Source organism: Sphingobacterium sp. MYb382 (assembly GCF_037572665.1).
GTDB lineage: Bacteria > Bacteroidota > Bacteroidia > Sphingobacteriales > Sphingobacteriaceae > Sphingobacterium.
The window spans coordinates 72,049-97,863 of record NZ_JBBGZT010000021.1 but is presented as its reverse complement, the minus strand read 5'-3'; the positions used below and the strand labels follow the sequence as shown (position 1 = coordinate 97,863).

Here is a 25,815-nt window from a genome sequence, read left to right as displayed (position 1 = left end):
AATGCGAATCCTTCGTTGGCTTCTTCTTCCCATCTCCCTACTCTATGCCTGTATCACTTGGCTTAGAAACCGTTTGTATGACCATAGCTTATTAAAGAGTCGTTCGTTTCAATTGCCTGTTGTTGTTATTGGTAATTTAGCGGTGGGTGGAACGGGCAAAAGTCCGATGACGGAACATATACTACGCATTGTAAAAGACACTTTTCAAGTAGCTGTATTAAGCCGTGGATATGGACGTCGCACCAAAGGTTTCCGTTACGTAGAAACCAATTCCTTAGCGACAGAAGTAGGCGACGAGCCTTTGCAAATCAAACGCAAGTTTCCAAATACAACGGTAGCCGTTTCAGAAAACCGTTGCTATGGTATTGATAAACTACAAGCGCAGCATGACGCTATTTTGCTTGATGACGCCTATCAACACCGCCAGCTGAAGCCTAGCTTTTCGATCTTACTGTTTGACTATGCATCGATGCTACAGCCTATGTTAAGCCTGCCTACGGGCAACTTTCGCGATTCTCTTCATGAAAGTAAAAGAGCACAAATCATTGTTATTACAAAATGTCCAAGTAACATCCCAGAACAAGTCAAAGAAGACATCAAAACACGCTTAGCAAAATATAGCGCAGCAACTGTCTTTTTTTCGCGCATTGCTTACCAAACGATTATTAATGGCCAGGGAGCTACATTAACGACGGAGGAGCTCGCAAATAAGTCTGTTCTACTATTGACTGGTATTGCCAATCCGAAACCCTTAGACGCCTTTATTCGCCCTTTAGCGGAACATGTATATCCTTTAGTATATTCAGATCATCACGATTTTAGTGCTGTTGATATTAAACATATACAAGAGAAGCTTCAATCTATTCAAGCTACAAATAAAATCATACTAACAACAGAGAAGGATTACCAGCGTTTACCTGCTGATTTCTGTGCTAGCCAACCTATTTTCTATATTCCCATCCAACAAGAAATTGTTCATCAAGAAGGGGATACCTTTGAGAAACTTATCAAAGAAGCCTTTTCTCGCGCATAAAGTGTTAATTACTTTAAACACACGTTAAACTTTATTAAATAAGATACTGACTTACAATTCCTTAAATAAAAGGGATTACATTTGAGTAACAAAAAAATAAAGATCATGAAAAGTTTAAAAATTTTAGCCATTTGCTTATGCCTAGGAATTAGCATGAGCTATGCACAACAAAGAGGTGGTAATGTAGATCCTGCAACACGTGCTAAAACTACAGTTGAACATCTTACAAAAGAATTAGGCTTGAACAAAACACAGCAAGACTCTATCTATAATTATATCTTGAAACAAACAGAGCATCAAAAAGCACAGTTTGAAAAAAATAAAGATAAAAGAGAAGATGTACGTGCGGAATTACAAAATGAACGTACCAAAAAACAAGAAAAAATTAAATCATTCTTAACAGCTGAGCAAAAAGCTAAATATGAAGCGCTAGAAGCTAAACAAGAAGGAAGAGGTTTTCAAGGTCGTAAAAACTAGTTTTTAAGGCTACAACTTAAGAAGAGAGAAACCCCATGCGGGTAAAAGAAGCGGAGTCTACCATTATAGATGGGTAGACTCCGCTTCTTTTTTAGTATTTGGTACTTTATGAAGCACCTTTACTATATATCGTTAGTGTGTTATATCAGATATTGTATAAAAACACATAAAAATAAATACTATACTAACACAATAGGTTAAATATGGTTTTAAACATATTTAAACACAGATTTTATCCTTAAAATGCTTTTTCAACTTTTGATATCAAGGAAATCAAAGTGTTAAGAAAGGTTAATTGTAACATAACTGATACAATAAACCATCCCAAAAGAGAGTTATAGTTGTAATAAAAAAATTACAAAAGGTTTAACAATTAAAATTTAAAAGCATGAAAAAGTTAATTTTAACAGGGATCAGTCTATTAGTAGCCGTAACAATGTCATTTGCACAACAAGTAAAACCTGAGGAAAAAGCAAAACAAGAAACCGTAGTATTAACGGAGAAACTTACCTTAACAGATGAACAACAACAATCTGTTTATGATTTTGTATTACAAGGCGAAGTTAGTAAAGCTGCATTACGCGCTGACGAAACTTTATCACCAGAAATATTAGTTGAATCATTGACTAAAGTACAAGCCAATACGGATCAACAAGTAAGTGAGAAGTTGACAGACGAGCAGAAAGAAGTCTACGCGAAAATTGTAGCTGAGCGTCCGCAAGAAGAAGCTCCAGCAAAACCTGAAAGCGCAGAATAACCCATAAACATATCTAAAATTCTTGATCAGGTACATTTTTCAAGATAAAAGGCTGAAACCATGGTTTCAGCCTTTTTTAATGCTTGATTTCTATACATAAAAAGAGCGAAGACTAGGTGTCTTCGCTCTTTCAACATTCATATTTAAAGCAAGAAAGATTTCCTTTCTTAAGATGTTTTCAATTTTTTCTGAATATCCTGAACGTAAGTTTTAAATTTCTTATCCGTTTCAATCAAATCTTCTACGGTTTGACAAGCATAAATTACCGTAGAGTGGTCACGTCCACCGAAGAAACTACCGATAGATTTAAGCGACGATTTTGTATGATTCTTAGCTAAGTACATAGATATCTGACGCGCCTGTACAATTTCACGCTTACGTACTTTAGACTTAACCATTTCTACTGGAACCTCGAAATACTCACATACCAATTTCTGGATGTACTCCATAGAAATCTCTTTATGTGTGTTCTTAACAAAGTTCTTCAACATAGATTTTGCTAAGTTCAAATCGATATCTTTCTTATTTAAAGTAGATTGTGCTAATAGAGAAACCATAGCTCCCTCTAATTCACGTACACTATTATCAATTTGTGTAGCTACATATTCTACTACATTCTCTGGCAACTCAATACCATCAGAATACATTTTCTTTTTCAAGATAGCCATTCTAGTCTCCAAATCAGGAATTTGAATATCAGCTGATAATCCCCATTTGAAACGACTTAATAAGCGTTCTTCTAAACCAGACAAGTCTTTTGGTGCTTTATCTGATGTAAGGATAATCTGCTTTCCTGATTGGTGTAAATGATTAAAAATATGGAAGAAAATATCCTGTGTTTTTTCCTTACCTGCAAAGTTGTGAACGTCATCCATGATGATAACATCCATTGCTTGGTAGAAATTCACAAAGTCATTAATTGTATTATTCTTCAAAGAGTCTACAAACTGCTGGCAGAACTTCTCACAAGACACGTAGATAACCAACTTGTCTGAAAGATTTTTCTTGATTTCATTACCAATAGCTTGAGCAAGGTGTGTTTTTCCTAAACCTACATCACCATAAATCATTAATGGGTTGAAAGAGGTTCCACCAGGCTTATTAGCCACAGCATAACCTGCTGATCGCGCCAAACGATTACATTCACCTTCGATAAAGTTCTCGAATGTATAATGATGATTTAATTGCGGGTCTACTTGCAATTTCTTCAAACCCGGAATAACGAATGGGTTTTTAATATTCTTATTCAACGCTACCGGAACAGGGATAGATTGTTTCTTTCCTTCCGCTCCATTTCCGTTTGATGGAATGTTCGTTGTATAAGGCGTATTCGCCGATGATTTATCTACAATGATATTATACTCTAGACGTCCCTGCTCACCTAAAAATTTCTTTATCGTCTTACGTAAAATGCCAACATAATGTTCTTCTAGCCACTCGTAGAAAAACACAGATGGTACTTGAATAGTTAAAACGTTTCCATTTAACCCTACCGCTTTCACCGGCTCAAACCAGGTCTTGAAACTTTGTGCTGGGATGTTGTCTTTGATAATCTGAAGACAGCTATTCCAAACACTTGTACACGTTTTTTCCATTCCTAAATTGTTAATAACTTGAAAACCAATAATCGACAAGAAAATTGTTTAAAACTTTCTCTTAAGACGAAGATGACAAAAAAAAATGAGTTAAAAAACTAAAATAACAAAAAAATCAAACCAAACTGAATATCAGAAACTTAACTATGTTTTTAAGGTAATTTTTGCTTTAAAATGGTTAGGTTGCGTTTTTTTCAACAGTCTTCTTAACGTAGGCAATAAGACCCTCAATTTCCCCCTTTTTTGTGATTTTCATAAAACGCTGTGGAAAACTATTCTTTATTGCCTGCATTTAAAGTTAAGTATAAAAAAACAAAAAAGGGAAGACTTTTTAAATCTTCCCTTAATTTATTTTCGTTAGTGTTATTAAGATACCATTGTTGATGTCTTTAAGCCTTTGGTTAGCTTTTTCACCTCCATTATAATCGAACTTGCGTCATATCCACAAACTCGCCACAGTTCTTCTTGTTCACCATGCTCTACAACTTCATCAGCCATACCCAGTCGAATAACTTGCGCTTGGTAACCATGGTCTACCATAAACTCTACGATAGCAGATCCGAAACCTCCCACAATACATCCATCTTCGAGCGTAATCACTTTATTAAACTTACGGAATACCTCATGCAGAAGCTCTGCATCTAAAGGCTTCGCAAAGCGCATATCGTAATGTGCCGGATGGATACCTTCTTCGTTTAATACTTGGATAGCGTGCGTAGCTTCATTTCCAATAGCACCTAAGCTTAATATAGCGACATCTTCTCCATCGTTAAGCTTACGTCCCTTACCAATAGGTATAGCTTGGAACGGACGTCTCCAATCGACCATCACACCATTTCCTCGCGGATAACGAATAGAGAATGGTCCTTGATTAGGCAATTGAGCAGTATACATTAAATTACGTAGCTCTTCCTCATTCATTGGCGCAGAAACAACCATATTAGGAATACAACGCATAAAAGCAATATCATAAGCACCGTGATGTGTTGGTCCATCAGCACCGACAACCCCTGCTCTATCTAAACAGAAAACAACATTTAGTTTCTGCAAAGCAACATCATGGATAACTTGATCGTAACCACGTTGCATAAACGATGAATAGATGGTACAAAAAGGTACAAGCCCTTGCGTTGCCAATCCTGCACTAAAAGTTACAGCATGCTGTTCTGCAATACCTACATCAAATGCACGATTAGGCATGGCCTTCATCATAATATTTAAAGAAGAACCCGACGGCATAGCCGGCGTAATTCCCATAATCTTATCATTTGCTTCTGCGAGCTCTACCAAACTATGTCCAAATACATCCTGGTATTTTGGTGGTTTTGGTTTATCGGATACCGACTTTTTGATTTCGCCAGTTATTTTATCGAACAAACCTGGTGCATGCCATTTTGTTTGATCTTTTTCCGCTAAAGCATAGCCTTTACCTTTTAACGTAACAACATGTAATAATTTAGGTCCTGGAATATGTTTTAAATCTTCCAAAGTCTTCGCTAATTTATTGACATCGTGACCATCAACAGGACCAAAGTATCTAAAATTTAAAGATTCAAATAGATTGGCGTTTTTCAATAACGTTCCTTTAATGCTTTGTTCCAATTTCTTAGCCCATCCGTATGCATCAGGACCACCATTTTTGGAAATCTTGGCCAACACGGATATCAACTCGTCACGAAACTTGTTATAGCTTTTTGAGGTGGTAATACTTGTTAGATACTCTTTCATCGCTCCAACATTAGGATCGATAGACATACAGTTATCATTAAGAATAACCAAGAGATTGGATTTCTCAATACCAGCATGATTTAAAGCCTCAAACGCCATACCACCAGTCAGCGCACCATCACCAATAATAGCGACATGCTGTCTGTCAGTCTCTCCTTTATATTCGGAAGCTACTGCCATACCTAAAGCTGCAGAAATGGACGTCGATGAGTGGCCTACACCGAAAGTATCGTATTCGCTCTCTCCTCGTTTTGGAAAACCAGAAATACCACCTAGGATACGATTGGTATGAAATACGTCACGTCGTCCAGTAAGTATTTTATGGCCATAGGCCTGATGCCCCACGTCAAAAATTATTTGATCATAAGGTGTATTTAAGACGGCATGCAAGGCCACAGTAAGTTCGACAACGCCTAAACTAGCTGCAAAATGCCCTCCATTTACGGATACAATATCAATAATGAACTGCCTTAATTCCGTACAAACCTCTTCTAACTCCTTCCCACTAAGCTTTCTTAAATCAGAAGGATCATTTATCTTTTGTAATAGCGAACCCGCTTCTACTTGCATATGCTTTCCTGTAAATAAGTTACAAATTAACGACTTATTCATTAAACTACAGAACAATATAGTTAAATAATAGTTTCGTCTTTTATTTAAATCCCTTAAAATAACCTTCTGAAATATACAGCAAATGCTTATTTTTGAACTGAATATGCAGACAGAGGGTTACGAAATTAAATTAGAGCAGTTTGAAGGTCCATTTGACCTCTTGCTTTTTTTTATTGAAAGAGATGAATTAAATATTCATGATATTCCAATTTCAAAAATTACCGACGATTTCTTGGATTATATACAAAAAATGCAATCCTTGAACATCGAATTGGCTAGTGAATTTATTTTCGTAGCTTCTACTTTAATGCGTATTAAGGCTAAAATGCTGCTTCCTCGTTATGATGTCGATGATCCCGAAAATGAAATCGATCTTAAAAAGGAACTTACCCAAAAACTTATTCTCTACAAACAGTTCAAAGAAATCTGTGAAGAGATGCGTGTTTTTGAGGAAAACAGAATGAAGCTTCACTCCCGTGGAAATATTCTCCTCGACAATAAAATAGCCCGTAAAAAGGATAAAACTGACGAAGATTTAGCTTCATTTGACTTATATAAATTATTGATGGTCTATGAAAAGATGATGTTCAACTTTACACATCGCATCATGGAAGTAACCCACACCGTCATTAAATATCCATATACTATTGAACAGCAGAAAAAAGCAATTGCTGAACTGATTGAAATCAATAGTAAATTGGACTTCCACCAGATTGCGCTGCACTCTAAAGACAAGGTTCAATTTGTATACAACTTCCTAGCTATTTTAGAGATGCTACAACAACGACTTCTAGAAATTCAAGTAGGAATCGGCTATAATAGCTTCTGGATTGAAAAAAGAACGGATCTCAATTAACTTTTAGGCTCTTTCGTAAAGGCATCATCAACCTTAGCTATTTCGCGTAATTGATCTAACTCATTTAATAAATAAGGATATCGGTCTGCCATTGGTATAGCATTCAATTGCTTTGCGGCAGCTATTCCTGCCTTTAAGGTTTCCCCATTGAAGGCTTGAAAACGTTGAATAAAAAGGCTTAGATCTTGGTCTTCGATATAGCCATCAACGAGCCCATAACCATGTGCTACTGCTGCATCAAAATAATGAGTGTCTAAGCACAATTGTAACATTTTTTTCTCCGACATTACCTTTAATAAGCTAACCATAACCTGAAAAGGGAATAAACCGATTGCCAATTCGGGCAGCCTAAAACGTACATCTTTACGACTAAAAACATAAGTACAATTGGCAATAAAGAGAAATGCACCAGCAATAACATCTCCTTCAACCCAGGCTACTGAGGGTTTATGAAGTTTATCCATTACCTCTCCTAAAGACAAGATTTGCTGCTCGAGCGCCGGATTAGACCGATCGACAGCAGTATCTTGAAAAGCCTTTAAATCCATGCCTGCACAAAAAACAGGGCCTTCAGCCTGAAGAATCACCAACTTAATAGCAGGATTAGTATTTGCCTCATGAATAGCATGAGCAATCTCATTAACCATCGTCGGGGTAAAAGCATTACGCTTTTCGGCACGAGCTAACGTTAGATAATAGCAAAAATCTTCTTGTTTAGTTTTAATAAAATTATACTTCATCTACTCTTTTATTAGGTTTTGAAATCCTTGCAACAGATCGGCTACAACCTTATTATCGGGTTGTTTAAATTCATGTAGCAAAAGTTCTGAAGGAATATTTCCAACCAAATCATCTTGCGCAAAAGGACATCCACCGTAGCCCATTATCGCACCTTCAAAAATACGACATCCACCAGCATAGGCAGCTTCAATTTTCAATAAAGCACTTTCTATACGACTGTGTAGATGAATACGTAACTCCACCGTTGGAAAAGTTCTATGAATCAAACTAAACATTGATTCCACTTGCTCTGGTGTAGCCTCTGAAGTCGTATCTGCTATGGAAAAAGTATGTATCCCTGCCTGTACCAAACGTTCCATCCATTCCAAAACCAACTCAGGGTACCAGGTATCTCCGTAGGGGTTACCAAAACCCATAGACAAATACACCAATAACTCTTGATTACCAGCTTGTGCCATACGTTCTTTTCCTTGTTCGATAACCTGAAATGCTGCTTCTTGGTTCATCTTCGTATTACGCAATTGAAAGGTCTCCGACATAGAGAAAGGATAACCTAGGTAATCAATAGCTTGAAAAGGCAAAGCACGTTCTATTCCTTTTGAATTGGCGACAATGGCAATAAGCTTACTCGTTTTTTTATTAATACCTGCAAGTACCTCTTCTGTATCTCGTAGTTGAGGTACTGCCTGCGGCGATACAAAGCTTCCAAAATCAATATAATCAAAGAGCCCACTTGCAGCCAACTGATTTATATAATCTATTTTTTTCGCCGTTGGAATAAAATGTTCAATACCCTGTATGGCATCACGTGGGCAATCCACTAACTGTACCTTTTCAAATCTAGACATCTTTACTAATTTCGCGTGCTATAACCATCTTTTGAATAGCGCTAGTACCTTCTCCTATGGTACATAACTTGGCATCTCTAAAAAATTTCTCCGCTGGATAATCCTTCGTAAAACCATATCCACCATGAATCTGTACACTTTCATTGGCTACTTCTACTGCTACCTCCGAAGCGAACAACTTAGCCATTGCCCCCTCTTTGGTTACTTTCTTTTCTTCATTCTTTAAAGCGGCTGCCTGACGAATTAGCAGTTCTGAAGCTTCAATCTGTGTCGCCAGATGTGCTAACTTAAAACTAACATCCTGAAAACCGAAAATCTTCTGTCCGAATTGTTCACGTTCATGCGCATAACGTAAAGCGCATTTATAGGCTCCACGTGCTATACCTAATGATAAAGCAGCAATAGAAATACGACCACCATCCAACAACTTTAATGCTTGTACAAACCCTTCACCTTCTTTACCAATCAACTGATCTTTGTGAACCCTACAATTATCAAAAAATAAACTCGCCGTTTCTGAAGCACGCATTCCTAATTTATCCATCTTCTGGCCTGCCGAAAATCCGGGGGTATCTTTTTCTATAATAAATGCAGAAACGCCTCTTTTGTTTCCTTTTTCTCCTGTTCGTACCATGACGACAGCCACATCACCACTAATAGCATGTGTAATAAAGGTCTTAGACCCATTTATTACATAATAATCGCCATCAAGAGCCGCTGTTGTAGCCAATCCTCCGGCGTCAGAGCCAGACCCTGTTTCGGTCAATCCCCAAGCACCTATCCATTCGCCAGAAGCTAAAAGAGGTAAGTATTTAGCCTTTTGTTCTTCATTGGCAAAGGATAAAATGTGATTCGTACATAAAGAATTATGGGCAGCAACGGATAGACCAATGGATCCACAAACTTGTGATATCTCATCCAAAACCGTAACGTAGGCTTGATAATCTAAACCGGCACCGCCAAATTTCTCCGGAACAAGCATCCCCATGAAACCATAGGTTCCCATTTTTTTAAATAAATCTATGGGAAAATGTTGAGACTCATCCCAGTCCATTATATGTGGTTTAATAAAATCTTTGGCAAATTTTCGAGCTGTTTGTCGAACCAAAGCTAATTGCTCATTTTCGAATATTTGTAGCATAATATTTTGTAAGTTTATATCGGATATGTGAAAATTATAAAAAACAATTGATAATTTAAAATTTTAATAATTTCATAATATTATACCATTTATAAATTACGACATTTTAAATCACAGACGTATGCAAGATTTACTGTTACAGCTTAAGCATAAATCAGAGAAGCTGCAATTGGGGGGTGGTCTAGAGAAAATTCAGAAACTTAAAGAAAAGGGTAAGCTCACCGCTTGGGAGCGTATAAGCTACCTGCTTGATGACAATCGTCCTTACACGGAGATTGGTAAATTTGCCGCCGATTCGCTCTATGCTGAACATGGAGGATGCCCAAATGCTGGCGTTGTTGTAGTCCTAGGCTACGTCCAAGAAAAACTATGTGTTGTTGTTGCCAACGATGCAACGGTGAAAGCTGGTGCTTGGTTTCCGATGACGGGAAAGAAAAATTTGCGCGCACAAGAAGTAGCTATGGAAAATCATATTCCTATTATCTACTTGGTCGATTCAGCAGGCGTATATCTGCCTATGCAAGATGAGATATTTCCTGATAAAGAACATTTTGGACGTATCTTTCGTAACAATGCTAAGTTATCGGCTATGGGTATTCCGCAAATAGCAGCAATCATGGGTTCTTGCGTAGCTGGTGGTGCTTATCTACCTATTATGTCGGATTATGCGTTGATTGTTGAAGGTACAGGCTCTGTATTTCTAGCAGGCTCCTACCTTGTAAAATCATCTATTGGTGAAGTCATTGATAATGAATCGTTAGGTGGTGCACAAATGCACTGTGAAATATCGGGTGTAACAGACAACAAGTATCCCAATGATGAAAGCTGCCTTGATGCTATAAAAAATATAGTCGATAAATTTGGTGGTAGTCAACAAGCACATTTTTCACGCAAAGAAGCGTTAGGTCCAGCTTATCCAGCGACGAAATTATACGATATCTTACCCTTAGACAGGCTCAAGCCATATAATATGGTGGAATTGCTTAAAGCCATCGTCGATAAAGATTCTTTAGAAGAATATAAAAAAGACTATGGAAAAACAATCATTTGTGCACTTGCAAGAATTGATGGTTGGGCGGTAGGTATTGTTGCTAATCAACGGGAAGTAGTCAAAGCAAAGAAGCCTGGTAATAGCACTGAAATGCAGATGGGCGGCGTTATCTATTCAGACTCTGCGGATAAAGCTGCTCGTTTTATCATGAATTGTAATCAGCAAAAGATACCACTGGTATTCTTCCAAGATGTAACTGGATTTATGGTAGGTTCACGTTCAGAGCAAGGGGGGATAATAAAAGACGGTGCAAAAATGGTGAATGCAATGGCCAATTCTGTGGTGCCAAAATTCACATTTATTGTTGGAAACAGCTATGGCGCAGGGAACTATGCGATGTGTGGCAAGGCCTATGATCCACGTCTTATTTATGCATGGCCAACAGCAAGTATGGCTGTTATGAGCGGTGCTACGGCAGGAAAAACCTTATTACAAATTCAAGAAGCAGCGTTAAAATCTAAAGGAGTTACCTTATCGGAAGAAGAAAAAAATAAACTGCTATCCGATATTGAGGAACAATACAATCGTCAATTAAGTCCTTATTATGCTGCTGCACGATTATGGGTTGATGGTGTTATTGACCCTGTTGAAACGCGCAAAATCATATCCATGGGCATTGAAGCCGCAAATCATAATCCAACGATGGATAGATATAATGTAGGCGTCATTCAGACTTAAAAATATAAGGGGCCATAGTGCCCCTTATTTTATAAAATTCTTACTAAATTCCTTATAACTTACGTTTTCCTATAGTAAAACCATAGCCCACACCGAAGTTCAAATCTCTTCCAATTCCGGCACTACTGTATCTTTTACTTTCCGCAGGAACATCATTTAAGAAAGTGTCTAGTTGGCCATAGGAACTTTTTAAAGGCTGTTGAAAACCTATATTAAAAGACAAAAAGCTTCTTCTACTTATAAAGTAATGACTGCTCAAACCAAGACTTAGCAGCGCACCAGATGCTCTTTGTGTATATACATTACGCTGTACAGTCCCATTTTCAAGAGGTTTACTTTTATCAGAATCTCGGTCTAGCAAAAATATACCATAACCAAATCCCATTCGAGGATGAATATCCCAACGTCCTTTTTCTATGCGATAAATGAGTCCACCCTCAGCCGCTACTGCTGGCGTATAACCACCATAAAACAATTGCATAAGCATCTCTCCTACAGGTATTCCATCATAATAGGGTGATTTCTTCTCTTTTAATAAATCGAGCTTTAAAGCACCATACCATCCTAATTTTGGAGAAAAAAGGTGTGTTAAACGGAAATTTGATGAAAAAGCAACATTTTGCCTGCTACCTACAAGTTCAGCATTAGCTTTTCCTCCTGAAGAAGCTAAGTCAACACTGGCACCAATAGAAAATATTTCTATCTTCACATAGTTAGCCTTCTCTGGCATAGGTCTAGCCAAACTGTCCTGCGCCTTTACAACATGAAATGTACTGAAAATTCCTATTAGACTACTAGCGAGCCAAATAGCATAAGGTTTAAAATTTAGGATCATAATGCCAGCAAAAATAACATATTTCCTAAGAAACCGCTCCATAACTGTAAATGAACAATTTAGCTATAACGATTTAACTAATTAAATATTTTAGCAAGTTCTACATAAGCCGCCAAACTATCAGGGTTTCGCATAATAGCCGTACTCACCGCTTTTTCTAATGGCAAACCAGAAAACAGTTTGCGAACGGGTATTTCTAGCTTCTTACCACTAAGGGTATAAGGTATTTCAGGGACAGCATAAAACAGGTCTGGAACATGTCTTGCACTATAAGTCTGCCTAAGTGCTTGCTTTATTAAGGGTACAAGTACATCAATATCATGCCCATCTCCGAGCTGAATAAACAGCATAATTTGATCAATCTTATCCGCATTGGTTAATCCAATAGCAAGACTATCTATTACACCAGGAATACGATCTACTACATTATAAATCTCGGCAGTACCAATACGTACACCTCCCCTGTTTAAAGTAGCATCAGAACGGCCATGCATAACAATTCCACCATCAGGTTTTATTTGAATCCAATCCCCATGACGCCACAAAGCTTTTCCATTACGTTGATTATTGGATGTTTCAAAATAACTAGCTCTATAACGCTCATCATTTGTATCATTCCAAAAATATAAGGGCATCGACGGCATTGGTTGCTTGATAACAAGCTCACCCACAGCATCAAACAATTCAACATCGTTTTCATTAATAGCGACAATATCAGCGGCTAACGTACGACATTGTATTTCGCCGGCATACACCTCTTTATAGGCACAACCTGATAAAAAAGCACTACACACATCGGTACCACCACTTAAGGATATAATATGAGTATTCGGAAATTTTGCTTGTAAATTTTCGAAAGCATCCGTAGCTAATGGAGAACCTGTTGAGCCTATAACCTTCGGTTGATAATCAGGAATATCCAAATCCATGATGCTTGAAAAATAGGACGCTCCAGCACCGAGATGGTCTACTTGAGCACGACGTACGAAACGCCAGAAAGATTGATGCTCATCAAACTGTATTGCACCATTATAGAGACATAAAGTAGCTCCGCATAACAAAGAGGATAAAGCATAATTCCACATCATCCATCCCGTTGTGGTATACCACAAAAAGTTCTCTCCAGGAAGGACATTTTGATGTAAAGCCAATGCTTTAAAATGTTCCAATAAATTACCTCCTGAACGATGTGTTATGGCTTTAGGTTTACCTGTTGTACCCGAAGAATAAAGGATCCAAATGGGATCATCAAAGGCAACCCTTTCAAAAAATAAAGAAGCCGGATTATAGCCCTCAAAAAAACGGTGAAAATCATTACTATTTAAGTCAATAATATGATCTAAATAAGGTAAATTATCACGCAAAAAATCAAGTGTATTTTTCTTATAAAATGTTTTACCATTATAAGTATATTCCGTTTCCATAAAGAGCATTTTAGGCTCAATCTGTTCAAAACGCTCTTTTACACTTTGATCTCCAAAATCTGGAGAACAACAAGACCATATGGCACCCAATGAGTTAGCCGCTAAAAACAAAGCTATACTATCTACGGTATTGTTCAAGATGGCAGCGACTCGATCACCTTTTTGTAGTCCATTTTCACGCATATATTGCTGAAAAATGAATACTTTTTCGGTCAATTTTAACCAAGAAATTTCGATGAAATTACCGCTTTCATCACCATATTTCAAGGCAATATCTTCAGGTTTTTTAGCCTTAAATATATGCTCAGCATAGCTTAAAAAAAGACCTGGAAACCACTTCGCTTGAATAAAATCACTATCATTTTTGTCCCAGTCTATTACCTTACTTATGGAGCCAGAAAAGGATATTTCAAAATAATTTAAAACGGCTTCCCATAGCTTTTCACTATGTGCAATTGACCAGCTATGAAAAGACTCATAGTCTAAAAAACAACGATTATAGGTATGCTCTACATACTGCTGAAAACTATATAAAGTAGATGATTTTATATAGGATTCGGTGGGTTTCCAAATTAATTTTCTCATCTCGTCTACAATTGGTACGGTAGTACTAAAGATAAGAAAAGTCTGTGTTAAACACAGACTTTTAAGCTTTTATATTAATCTTCCGTTCGGAAAGCATTCCATCCTTGGGCCGAAATTGGATATACATTTCCAGATTTAGAAATCATTTCACAACCTGCATTCTCTTCCGTAATGTGGCCAATAATGGTAATATCGAGTTGATTTTTAATTTTGTCATACTGATCTTGCGGAACAGTAAACAAAAGTTCATAATCTTCACCCCCACTTAACGCACAAACTGTAGGATCCAATCCAAACTCACGAGCCGTTTCATAAGTCATTGGATCAATAGGAATTTTCTCCTCATAAAGCTTACAACCAACTTTCGATGCTTTACAAATATGGATAATTTCAGAAGCTAAACCATCAGAAATATCAATCATTGCGTTAGGTTGAATATCATAAATATCGAATAATTCAACGATATCTTTGCGAGCTTCAGGCTTTAACTGACGTTCAACAATATAGTCTTTACCTTCCAGATCTGGCTGAATATTAGGGTTTTCCAAGAATATTTTCTTCTCACGCTCCAATAATTGTAAGCCAACATAAGCACCACCCAGGTCACCACTCACACATAAAAGATCACCTTCTTTTGCTGCAGAACGATAAGCAATTTTATGCTCATCGACATAACCAATACTCGTAACGGAAATTACTAAACCTTGCGTCGATGCAGAGGTATCTCCACCGATAAGATCTACATTAAATTTTTTACAGGCAATGAGAGCGCCTTCATAAATCTCTTCTACAGCCTCTAGCGGAAATTTAGAAGAAAGACCAATGGAAAAAGTAATCTGTGATGCCTTACCATTCATTGCATAAATATCACTAAGATTTACTTGAACAGCCTTATAACCAAGGTGTTTCAAAGGAACATAGCGTAAATCAAAATGCACGCCTTCCAAAAGTAAATCAGTAGATATTAATGTTTTTTTATCCTTAAAATCTAAAACAGCAGCATCATCGCCAATTCCTTTGATTGTGGATGGTTCTGTTATTTCTACTGCTTTCGTCAAATAATCTATCAATCCAAACTCACCGAGCTCATGGATAGCAGTTCTATCTTTATTATCAAACATAGTTTAATTCAATTAAAATCTGTAAATCAAATAGTTATGATTTACAATCCATATTTTTCAGAAATTTCAAGCATACGCTCGATTGGTCTTCTCGCTTTTTCAATAATATCAGCTGGCAAATCCACTTCTGGTAATTCATACTTCAGACAGTTGTACAACTTTTCTAACGTATTCAATTTCATATGTGGACAATCATTGCAGGCACAAACGTTATTTGGCGGAGCGGGAATAAAAGTTTTCGTTGGGCTAGATTTTTGCATTTGATGCAAAATTCCAGATTCCGTAGCCACAATAAACGTAGAAGCTTCATTCTCAATTGTATATTTCAACAACCCGGATGTAGCACCCACATAATCAGCTTGTTGCAATATAGGTTCTTCACATTCAGGATGCGCAATAAATTTAGCATCCGGAAATTGCGCACGTAAATCGGAAATTTTATCAAGCGAAAAAATCTCGTGAACCATACAAGCACCATTCCACAACACCATATCGCGTCCTGTCTTCTTCATCACGTAAGCCCCTAAATTGCGGTCAGGACCAAAGATAATTTTTTGATCTTTTGGCAAACTCTGAACGATTTGTACGGCATTACTGGACGTACAAACGATGTCAGATAAAGCTTTAAGTTCCGCTGTACAGTTCACATAAGTGATGACAATATGATCAGGATGTTTCTCTTTAAATTTCGCAAAAAGATGTGCTGGGCAACTATCTGATAATGAGCATCCTGCTTTTAAGTCTGGCAAAAGTACTTTTTTCGAGGGCGATAATACCTTCGCTGTCTCTGCCATAAAATGAACGCCGGCAAAAACAATTACTTCTGCGTCAGTCTTAGCGGCTTGTTGCGACAAACCAAGACTATCGCCTATGTAATCAGCAATATCCTGTATTTCAGCATCTTGATAATAGTGCGCCAAAATTACAGCATTCTTTTCTTGCTTAAGTCGTTGAATTTCAGCGACAATATCAAGGGTTGGATCGATGGATTCATCGATATATCCCTTGGATTCGAGATCTTTTTCAAAAACTGTATTCATTATCTTCTTTTTTCCACGGCTAATGTTTAAAACTTCAACGATACAAAAGTAGGGAAAGAAAATGAAACGAAATCCACATTCCTTTTTTTCAATAAATAACAATGTTTTTTATAAAAAGGATTCTTATTGTTTATTAGTGTGTGGAAAATGGGGATAATGCAGTGAAATTTTTGTTTGAACTATGGTTGTTCTGTTCTTTTAAACAACTTATCCACACTTTTACACAATTTAGGTCTTGATTTTCAGGTTTCTAATTTTTCACGTTTTTCTCTTTCAAGAATTTTTTGTGAATTACTTTTCACGTGGAAAATGTTAATATGAGCTTAATATTTTGTTAATCTTTCGTAGGAATTTGTTGAAATCCGGCAAAAATGTGGAAAGTTTTAAAGTTTTCATTTTTAGTTAACGCTTTATATACATGTTATCCACATATTTTGTTAATTTGTTCCTTGTAAAAAGTGGTTTTACTACAATAGGTAGCTATGACGGTGAATAGAAAAGTAGATTTTTTGATTATAGGCTCTGGAATTGCAGGTTTGAGCTTTGCTTTGAAGGTTGCAGAAAAGCATAAAGTGTTGATTGTCACTAAATCTAACGAAGATGAGTCCAATACGAAATATGCACAAGGTGGAGTAGCTGCAGTTGTGGATAAGTCTGACAGCTTTGAAAAGCATATTGCTGATACTGAGGTTGCTGGCGACGGTTTATGCCATGTGGAAATTGTGGAAAACGTTGTTAGGGAAGCTCCTGAGCGTATAAAAGAGCTGATAGATTACGGTACCAACTTCGATAAAGTGGATGATAGCCATTATGATTTGGCACGTGAAGGTGGACATTCTACACATCGTATTTTGCACTATAAAGACATTACAGGCTATGAAATTGAGCGTGCTTTATTAGAAAAAGTTCATCAACATCCTAACATAGAAATACTTACTCATTATTTTGCTGTTGATTTGATCACGCAGCATCATCAAGGTGTACATGTGGATAAAAGTACCAACGATATTCAGTGTTTCGGAATTTATGCTTTGAATACACGTACTGGTGCAATTGAGATTTTTTTAAGTAAAATAACATTAATGGCTTCGGGCGGAGCTGGTCACGTATATGCCAGTACGACGAATTCCACAATTGCTACAGGCGATGGTATTGCCATGGTGTATCGTGCAAAAGGAAAAGTGCGTAATATGGAATTTATGCAGTTTCATCCTACTTCCTTATATAACCCTAAAGATTCACCGGCTTTTTTAATTTCTGAAGCTGTACGTGGTTTTGGTGGTGTTTTAAGACGTATTAATGGAGACTCCTTTATGGAGGAATATGATGAACGTGGATCGCTTGCTCCACGCGATATCGTAGCACGCGCTATAGATAGTGAGATGAAAAAATCAGGTATTGATTTTGTTTATTTAGATATTACACATCGTAGTAAAGCGGATATTTTAGCACATTTTCCAAATATTTATGAAAAATGTTTGTCTATAGGATTGGATATGTGTAAGGATTTTATTCCAGTTACACCAGCAGCACACTATTTATGTGGTGGTGTTTTAGTTGATGCTGTTGGTAAAACAAGTATTAAACAACTTTACGCCTGCGGCGAATGTTCATCTACCGGATTGCATGGCGCTAATCGACTGGCTTCTAACTCATTATTGGAAGCTGTTGTTTATGCTCACCGAATTTTCGAAGATTCCATAAAATCGGTAGACCAAGTAGATTTTGCGGAAGGAATTCCGAATTGGGACGAGTCAAAAGTTCAATTATTGAATGAAGAAATCCTGGTTACGCATAATTTAAGAGAGACACAAAAATTGATGAGTGATTATGTGGGTATTGTACGTTCCGATTTTCGATTGGATCGTGCCATGCGTCGTCTTGGATTTTTATATGAGGAGACGGAAGATTTTTATAAAAACACCAAGCTTTCTGTAAAATTATGTGAGCTGCGTAATGTTATTCAAGTTTCTTATTTGATTGTTAAATCGGCAATGAATAGACAAGAAAGTAGAGGCTTGCATTATACCACAGATTATCCGCAAAAATCTGATAATCTTATAGATACAATATTATAATATGGCGTTGATACAGCCCGTTTTGGGCATTTTTCCTGATATTGCTGATGATGTTTTTATTGCTGAAAATGCAACTATTGTAGGCGATGCTAAGCTAGGTTCTCATTGTTCGGTTTGGTTTAATGCGGTTATTCGTGCCGATGTTAATTATATTAGAATTGGCGATTATACCAATATTCAAGATGGTGTAGTCATCCATTGTACCTATGAAAAGAATGGTACTGACATCGGTAATTATGTTAATATAGGACACAAAGCCATTGTTCATGGTTGCGTAGTTCATGATTATGTGTTGATTGGTATGGGCGCAATTGTAATGGACCGTGTCGTGATTGAGTCTAATGTGATTATTGCGGCTGGTGCTGTTGTTTTAGAAGGAACACATTGTGAGTCTGGCTATTTATATGCTGGAATACCAGCGAAGAAGATTAAGCTGCTTACAGCGGAACAATTGGACTTACTGAAGCAATTACCACATAATTACGTGTTGTATAGCTCTTGGTTTCAATAGGCTATGCGTTCCCCATGGCTTTATTTCAATCGTTTTTAGAACGTATTATAGGTCTTATTTCTAAAATATATCTATTGATATCATTTGGTATGATATTATTCCATATCGTATAACTCTTTATTTCAATTTGCTATGCCTTTTATGAAGCCTTATTTTAGTCGTTTTCAGACCATTTTGGGTTTTGATAGTAAATACTGCTATTCCTTAATAAATGTTCTTAGAACGCCTTATATACATCACTTATAGGCAATATCTATGAATATTAGTTGGTATGATATTGTTCCATATCGTATAACTCTTTATTTCAATAGGCTATGCCTTTTATGAAGCCTTATTTTAGTCGTTTTAAGGTTATTTTAGGCTTTCATAGCAATGATGATACTATTTCTTGGTAAACGTTCTTAGGGCGCTTTATAGGCCTTATTTATAGGAAGTAGCAGTGAATATCATTTAGCATTAGGCCGAAAGATAAAAAGGGGAAAGATTTAATCTTTCCCCTTTTGTTTTACTTATCTAGGTCGATGGTTTCATTTTGATCCCAATTGGCCCGTATCGTGAATGTTTTACCCAAGTACCATATATTTTCGGCTTGCGTGTTTGTATATACATCACCAGGATCCCAACGTCCATTTTTGTTGGTGTCGTAGATGACGCGTAAGCTGTATTTTCCACCAGGAAAGTCTTTATAAGGAATAACACGTTCTCCATTTTTAAGTATGCGTCTATCAAAAACTTTCTCTTTTTGATCATCTATTAGCTCAACAATGTACTGTTGTGTACTATCTACTTTAGCTATTGTGAAGGATATATTCCCATAATTATCGGATTCGTCTAAGGTAAATTTCATTTTATATTCCTTATTAAAATCATCGTATGGGCCCAGCATAGCTTTCTCTTTAATGACCAATTCGTAGTTACGCTTTGGTCTCCAGTTATAGCGTATATAGTACAATTCACGGTCCGTTGTATCTTGCTGCAATTGGAAGTTTCTTCTTGAAACGGAATCTTCCAGTATTTCAATTTTTGACTTATCAATTGACGCTATTGGTGAGGAGCTCGTCAAACGGATATGTTTAACGCGATCTACCTTTCCATTTATATTTAAGCTTGGTTTGATATCCCTCTCGTATTTTTGATTTTTCGATGTTTTAATCAATATCGTATCTATGATTTTTCCAGCGTCTGTTAATTCTATTTTCATGGAATCTAGTTCTGCTTTCTCAAAATAGATTTTCAAACTGTCTTTGTTGAAACTGAATTTCTCTATTTTCGATTGATTTAATGTTTCCGGAAATAAGATACGCGTGCTGGGTTCGTTTAGACCTTGGTTGAAAGTCAAAAGTGCATAGCCAGCATTTTCTATTTTCTTATCTAGTGTACGAAATACTTTAGGCTTGTTTTTCGTTAGCTCTAAATGGATGCCTTCAACGTTTTTGTTGAGGACAATACTATCATGTAGGAAACCCAGCCATTCATCATTACCATTGAAAATACGATCGTTATTTTGTTCCTTGAGTGCGTAAATACGGTAGGTATCTTCACGTAGATTTCTAAAGGTAAAATTTCCTGATGTATCCACATTGGCAAAAATATTAGCCTTCCGCTTACCAAAAATCGAATCTTGCGAAGTAGGGATTAGTAATACTTTTATATTTTCATCCTTTTTCTGATCGAAGGCTTTGGTATAGCCGTTCTTTACTGAACCCTTTACAGATAAAGAGTCTAATTCTTTTCCGGTAGAGAATACATACGTATAGTTTAAGATTGGGTTGCCCTCATTGTAATCTGTTAGACCTTTACCAAAATTAATTGTGTAGGTAGTGTTCGCTTCCAATGAATCTGGTAGATCAATAATTAGGTCCTTCTTTTTTACTTTAAAGATTGGTTGGACCTCCAGATCTGGGCTAATACTAAATTCTTTAAACTGATTATTTAGTTTAATAAATTCATCAAAGCTCAGTACAATTTTACGCTCTTTAAAATTGCGCATAAGATTTACCGGAGATTCATTTAATAATTTTGGTGGTAATGAATCTTTTGGTCCACCAGTAGGTCTTTGTATGTTAGCACAACGAATCAGTGTACTACAAAACAGTAAAATAAAGCCGAAAAAAACGATCTTCCTTGAATAGCCCTTTTTTGGGCTTTTTAAAAGCTTTTTATACTTTTTGGAGTCTAGTATCATAAAATTTAAAATATTGTCTTATATCGCTTTATTTTAACTGTGTTTTATTTATTATATAATGTATTGATAATCAGATTGTTAATTCATGTGAACCATCAGAATACTGATATCAGAAGGAGAAACACCCGAAATACGAGATGCCTGTCCTAAAGTACGCGGTTTTACCTTTAATAGTTTTTCGCGAGCTTCGGTAGATAGTGAAGTTAAGCTTTTATAATCAAAATCTGGATTGATTTCTTTGTCCTCCATTTTTTTCATTTTGTTTACGATCTCCATTTCTTTCTCAAAATAGCTATCGTACTTAACCTTAATTTCTGTTTGCTCAATCGTGTCTGCATCATATTGTGCTAAGTGACTAGCGAATTGTTTGTCCGCTTCTGCTAATACTTGGATGCTAATCTGCGGTCTGCTTAATATATTGAACAGTCTTGTTTTCTGTTGTACAGGGCTAGTTCCTAATTTTTCTAATGTAGGATTAATTAAGTCTGCAGGTATATTTGTATTGCGCATGTATTCAACAAGTGCATCAGAGTCTTTAATTTTCTTCTCCACTTTAGCTAAACGATCGTCTCCTACTAAACCTAATTTATGAGCAATTGGTGTCAGACGAATATCAGCATTATCTTGTCTTAATAGTAAACGGTGCTCTGCGCGCGATGTAAACATACGATACGGTTCTTCCGTTCCTTTGGTAACAAGGTCATCAATTAATACACCAATATACGATTCTGATCTTTTTAAAATTAGTTCGTGTAAGTCATTAATACGTTGGTGTGCATTGATACCAGCAATGAATCCTTGCGCTGCAGCTTCTTCATATCCGGTCGTACCATTTATTTGTCCAGCAAAAAATAAGTGTTTAACGCGTAAAGTTTCGAGTGTTAAGTCCAATTGCATAGGTGGGAAAAAGTCATACTCGATGGCATAACCAGGTCTATACATTTTTGCATTTTCGAAACCTGGAATTAAACGTAATGCTTTTAACTGTACATCCTCTGGTAAAGATGTAGAAAAACCATTTACATATATCTCTACAGTATTGAATCCTTCTGGTTCTACAAATATTTGGTGACGATCTCTTTCTGCGAAACGATTTATTTTATCCTCAATAGATGGACAGTATCGTGGTCCAAGACCTTTAATTCTTCCAGTAAACATTGGCGAACGATCAAAGCCTGTTTTTAAAATATCATGTACTTTATCGTTCGTATAAGTAATCCAGCAGCAACGTTGTTCTGTAGGAATAGCTACATCAGTATATGAGAATCTACCTTTATCAGTATCGCCCCATTGCTCTTCCATTAAAGAATAGTTTAGCGAACGGCCATCAATACGAGGAGGAGTTCCCGTTTTCATTCTTCCTGATTCGAAACCTAAGCTCTCCAATTGTTCTGTCAATCCTGTAGCCGCTTTCTCTCCCGTACGGCCTCCACCAAATTTTTTCTCACCAATATGGATTGTACCATTTAAGAAAGTACCATTCGTTAAGATAACGGAATCCGATTCGATGCGTATGCCTAATGAAGTAATAACACCTTTTGCTTGTCCGTTTTCTACGATAACTTCTTTAACGGTATCTTGCCACATATCTAAATTTGGCAAAGATTCTAAGGTTAATCTCCATTCTTCAGCAAAGCGCATGCGATCATTTTGTGTACGCGGGCTCCACATAGCTGGTCCTTTTGAACGATTAAGCATACGGAATTGTATCGTTGATTTATCGGCTATGATTCCGGTGTATCCACCCATAGCATCAACCTCTCTAACGATCTGTCCTTTTGCTACACCACCGATAGCAGGGTTACAACTCATTTGGGCGATAACGCCCATGTTCATCGTGATGAGTAAAACAGACGAACCTAAGTTCGCTGCTGCAGCTGCCGCTTCACAGCCAGCATGGCCTGCTCCTACTACAATTACATTGTATTTATTAAACATCTTTGTTTTTTATCAGTGTTCCACGTGAAACAAAATTTGGTGAAATATGTTTCACGTGGAACGTGTTCTTTTTATAAGTATTCTGCTAAACTCAACCAACGTTCTGATTTTTGTTCAAGTTCAGCCTTGTTTGTTTCGATTTCTTTTGCCAACTGTGCCAGCTCTTCGTGATTGCTTAGCGTGTTTAGCGTTGTTGTCTTTGTGGAGATTAAATCTTCGAGCTCTTGTATTTCTGCTTCGAGCTTGTTGTATTCGATTTGCTCCTTATAGCTGAGTGTTTTCTTTTCCGGAGTAGGATTGTTTTCTTTTTTTTCAACGACTACTGGAGTACCACCCTTCTCTTGCTCTTTCTTTTCTTTTAGCGTGTTTTCAATTTCCGTTTTGTAGTCGGCGTAATTTCCATTATAGATTCTGATCTTACCTTCACCTTCAAATATGAAAAGCTGATCGGTAAGTTTGTCGACAAGGTAACGGTCGTGTGATACCAGTAGCAATACGCCTGGGTAATTTTCTAGGAATTCCTCCAGTACGTTTAAGGTATCGATATCCAAATCATTGGAAGGCTCATCGAGAATCAAGAAGTTCGGACTGCCCATCAATACACGCATCAGTTGAAGTCTTTTCTTTTCACCCCCACTCAACTTGCTTACCATCGCATATTGTTTTTCTGGTGGAAACAAGAATAAGGTTAATAGCTGTGATGCTGTGATGACATCTTTGTTTGCCATCTCAATATACTCGGCTATGTTTTTTACAACATCAAGAACACGGTCTTGATCGGTGAAGGATAATCCTCCTTGCTTGTAGTAACCAAATTTAGTCGTTTCCCCAAAGCTAATCGCTCCACCATCTGGTTGGATTAAATTGGTAACTAAATTAAGTAGTGTAGATTTTCCTGTTCCATTTTTTCCAGATAAACCAATGCGGTCTCCTTTTTTGAATGTATAGGTAAAGTCTTTAATGATGTTTTTACTTCCAAAGGATTTAGATACATTTTCTAGCTCGAGGATTTTTCCACCTTGCCTACTCACCTTTACCGAAAGCTGAACGAGTTCTTTTTTCTGTGGACCTTTGGCTTTATCTTCTAGATCGTAGTAAGCTTCGATACGTGCTTTTGATTTTGTCCCACGAGCTTGGGGTTGGCGACGCATCCATTCCAATTCGCGGCGAAGTAAATTTCTAGCCTTGTCTGCCATGGCTACATCAATTGTTTCGCGTTCGGCTTTCTTCTCTAAGAAGTAGGTATAATTTCCTTTGTACAGGTATACTTGACCTTTGTCGAGTTCACGGATTTCATTACACACGTTGTCTAAGAAGTAACGATCGTGGGTAACTAAAAGGACTGTTTTATTTCCTGTTGTTAGAAGCTTCTCCAGCCACTCGATGGTTTCAATATCCAAATGGTTGGTAGGCTCATATAAAATATAAACGTCCGGATCATCGATTAATAATTTAGCTAAGGAAAGTCTTTTCTTCTGACCACCGGAAAGACTATGGATATCCTGCTCGAAGTCTGAAATCTGTAAACGGTTTAAAATCGTTTTAATATCATGTTCATACTCCCATGCTTCCATTGCCGTCATCTTGTCTGTAAGATCGGCTAGCTTGTCGTGGTCAATATCGTCGCTACTTAATAAAAGTTCGTATTATTTTATTAACTGCTGTTGCTCATTGTCGGCACTGTAGATGAAATCATTTACAGTTTTCATTCCAGTGAAATCTGGATCTTGCGCTAATACGCCGATGCGGATTCCTTTTTCTTTAACAACTTTACCTTCATTTGGGACAATTATGCCGGCTAGAATTTTTAATAAAGTTGATTTACCTGTTCCGTTGATACCAACAAGCGCTACACGATCACCCTTTAATAGGCCAAAGTGTAAGCTTTTGAATAACCAGCGATCATTAAAAGAATGACTTACTTGTTCTGTTGCTAAAATACTCAATGTGTAATTTATTTATTATCAATATGTTACTTACAAAAACACTCTTTATAACGTGCTGTAAAAGAGTTGTTTAGGAATTTTTATATCCTTTTTAGTATCAATTTCCTTTCGGAAAAAGCGTCATTCATTTTCTATTGATAAATGAATGTGGAAAGGGCATAGTATTCCAAGCACAAAAATAAATAAATATTTGTGGTAAAAGTGTTTCTGAACGTTAAACCGTAGAGAATTTACACAGGAATTGAAATTTAGTTAAGTTTAAAGGTCGGGATCAAATTAAAACGTGGGATATCGACAATAAAAATTTGTCCATCAAATTCTCTTATCATCTCGTAGTAGCCGGACATATAGCCTATTTCACTTTTTAGATTGCATCCTGAAACATACTGATGGACGGCGCCAGGAGCCAAGATTGGCTTCTCCCCTACGACACCTTCACCATCGACTTGGCTCAGCTCGCCGATAGCGTCAAAAATGTCCCAATGTCTGTTTAGAAGTTGAACGGTATATTCACCTAAATTTTCAATGGTGATTTGGTAGGAGAACATATAATGAAATTTCTCCGGATTGGAATATTCCGGTTGATAAATAACATCAACGGATACTTTCACGCCTGCTGTGATTTGTGTATTCAT

At 36.9% G+C, this 25,815-nt stretch carries 19 protein-coding genes and 1 pseudogene; 7 read left to right on the top strand and 13 right to left on the bottom strand.

From position 1 onward, the window contains the following. Position 1: 1 nt before the first annotated feature. The 3 genes from lpxK to WH223_RS09275 all read left to right on the top strand — a co-directional run bounded on the left by lpxK (position 2) and on the right by WH223_RS09275 (position 2,267). Complete coding sequence (gene lpxK / locus WH223_RS09285) at positions 2-1,033, top strand: tetraacyldisaccharide 4'-kinase (protein ID WP_340047317.1); 1,032 nt, start codon at positions 2-4, stop codon at positions 1,031-1,033. 105 nt (positions 1,034-1,138) lie between these two features. Further along, positions 1,139-1,510, top strand: a complete 372-nt coding sequence (locus WH223_RS09280) for a hypothetical protein (protein ID WP_340047315.1) — start codon at positions 1,139-1,141, stop codon at positions 1,508-1,510. Positions 1,511-1,898: 388 nt separating this feature from the next. Next, positions 1,899-2,267 carry a hypothetical protein gene (locus tag WH223_RS09275; RefSeq protein ID WP_340047313.1) on the top strand — a complete coding sequence of 123 codons (369 nt, stop codon included), beginning with the start codon at positions 1,899-1,901 and terminating at the stop codon, positions 2,265-2,267. A 167-nt stretch (positions 2,268-2,434) separates the two neighbouring features. On the opposite strand, the gene dnaA is transcribed toward WH223_RS09275, so the two are convergent. Next, entirely contained in the window at positions 2,435-3,862 is a 1,428-nt protein-coding gene (dnaA, locus tag WH223_RS09270) for a chromosomal replication initiator protein DnaA (RefSeq protein WP_340047312.1), read from the bottom strand. Positions 3,863-4,228: 366 nt separating this feature from the next. Beyond that, positions 4,229-6,160: a 1-deoxy-D-xylulose-5-phosphate synthase gene (gene dxs / locus WH223_RS09265; RefSeq protein WP_340047311.1), complete on the bottom strand. Its 1,932-nt coding sequence runs from the start codon at positions 6,158-6,160 to the stop codon at positions 4,229-4,231. Between the two features lie 124 nt (positions 6,161-6,284). Between dxs and WH223_RS09260 the strand changes: the two genes are divergently transcribed. Next, on the top strand, positions 6,285-7,058 hold the full coding sequence (locus WH223_RS09260) for a segregation and condensation protein A (protein WP_340047310.1): 774 nt from the start codon (positions 6,285-6,287) through the stop codon (positions 7,056-7,058). Here the strand turns inward: WH223_RS09260 and WH223_RS09255 are convergent. The 3 genes from WH223_RS09255 to WH223_RS09245 are packed head-to-tail and all read right to left on the bottom strand — an operon-like array spanning position 7,055 to position 9,788. After that, positions 7,055-7,798, bottom strand: a complete 744-nt coding sequence (locus tag WH223_RS09255; RefSeq protein WP_340047309.1) for an enoyl-CoA hydratase/isomerase family protein — start codon at positions 7,796-7,798, stop codon at positions 7,055-7,057. The two genes, WH223_RS09260 and WH223_RS09255, sit on opposite strands and share 4 nt — an antisense overlap. Continuing rightward, positions 7,799-8,647, bottom strand: a complete 849-nt coding sequence (locus tag WH223_RS09250) for a hydroxymethylglutaryl-CoA lyase (protein WP_340047308.1) — start codon at positions 8,645-8,647, stop codon at positions 7,799-7,801. After that, the gene (locus tag WH223_RS09245) at positions 8,640-9,788 is read right to left on the bottom strand and encodes an acyl-CoA dehydrogenase family protein (RefSeq protein ID WP_340047307.1); all 1,149 of its coding nucleotides are present in this window, start codon (positions 9,786-9,788) and stop codon (positions 8,640-8,642) included. Before WH223_RS09245 ends, WH223_RS09250 begins: the two co-directional genes overlap by 8 nt. Positions 9,789-9,909: 121 nt before the next feature. Between WH223_RS09245 and WH223_RS09240 the strand changes: the two genes are divergently transcribed. Then, positions 9,910-11,517: an acyl-CoA carboxylase subunit beta gene (locus tag WH223_RS09240; RefSeq protein ID WP_340047306.1), complete on the top strand. Its 1,608-nt coding sequence runs from the start codon at positions 9,910-9,912 to the stop codon at positions 11,515-11,517. 52 nt (positions 11,518-11,569) lie between these two features. Here WH223_RS09240 and WH223_RS09235 read toward each other — a convergent pair whose 3' ends face one another. From WH223_RS09235 to nadA, 4 genes are all read right to left on the bottom strand, one after another. Next, a complete protein-coding gene (locus tag WH223_RS09235; protein WP_340047304.1) occupies positions 11,570-12,352 on the bottom strand; it encodes a hypothetical protein in 783 nt (260 codons plus the stop codon). 77 nt (positions 12,353-12,429) lie between these two features. Then, complete coding sequence (locus WH223_RS09230; RefSeq protein ID WP_340047303.1) at positions 12,430-14,361, bottom strand: acetoacetate--CoA ligase; 1,932 nt, start codon at positions 14,359-14,361, stop codon at positions 12,430-12,432. A gap of 74 nt (positions 14,362-14,435) precedes the next feature. Next, entirely contained in the window at positions 14,436-15,482 is a 1,047-nt protein-coding gene (gene thiL, locus WH223_RS09225; protein WP_340047302.1) for a thiamine-phosphate kinase, read from the bottom strand. Positions 15,483-15,523: 41 nt separating this feature from the next. Next, positions 15,524-16,522, bottom strand: a complete 999-nt coding sequence (gene nadA, locus WH223_RS09220) for a quinolinate synthase NadA (protein WP_340047301.1) — start codon at positions 16,520-16,522, stop codon at positions 15,524-15,526. Between the two features lie 482 nt (positions 16,523-17,004). Here nadA and nadB point away from each other — a divergent pair, with 482 nt between their 5' ends. Both nadB and WH223_RS09210 read left to right on the top strand, forming a co-directional pair. Next, a complete protein-coding gene (gene nadB, locus WH223_RS09215) occupies positions 17,005-18,600 on the top strand; it encodes an L-aspartate oxidase (RefSeq protein ID WP_340047300.1) in 1,596 nt (531 codons plus the stop codon). 1 nt (position 18,601) lies between these two features. Further along, positions 18,602-19,111, top strand: coding sequence for a gamma carbonic anhydrase family protein (locus tag WH223_RS09210; protein ID WP_340047298.1), 510 nt, complete (start codon positions 18,602-18,604; stop codon positions 19,109-19,111). 505 nt (positions 19,112-19,616) lie between these two features. Here the strand turns inward: WH223_RS09210 and WH223_RS09205 are convergent. The 4 genes and pseudogenes from WH223_RS09205 to apaG form a co-directional block, all read right to left on the bottom strand. Further along, on the bottom strand, positions 19,617-21,296 hold the full coding sequence (locus WH223_RS09205) for an Ig-like domain-containing domain (protein ID WP_340047297.1): 1,680 nt from the start codon (positions 21,294-21,296) through the stop codon (positions 19,617-19,619). Positions 21,297-21,374: 78 nt separating this feature from the next. Continuing rightward, on the bottom strand, positions 21,375-23,234 hold the full coding sequence (gene mnmG, locus WH223_RS09200; protein WP_340047295.1) for a tRNA uridine-5-carboxymethylaminomethyl(34) synthesis enzyme MnmG: 1,860 nt from the start codon (positions 23,232-23,234) through the stop codon (positions 21,375-21,377). Positions 23,235-23,305: 71 nt separating this feature from the next. Then, positions 23,306-25,180 (bottom strand): annotated as a pseudogene (locus WH223_RS09195) (ABC-F family ATP-binding cassette domain-containing protein). A 248-nt stretch (positions 25,181-25,428) separates the two neighbouring features. Next, entirely contained in the window at positions 25,429-25,815 is a 387-nt protein-coding gene (gene apaG / locus WH223_RS09185) for a Co2+/Mg2+ efflux protein ApaG (protein ID WP_340047294.1), read from the bottom strand.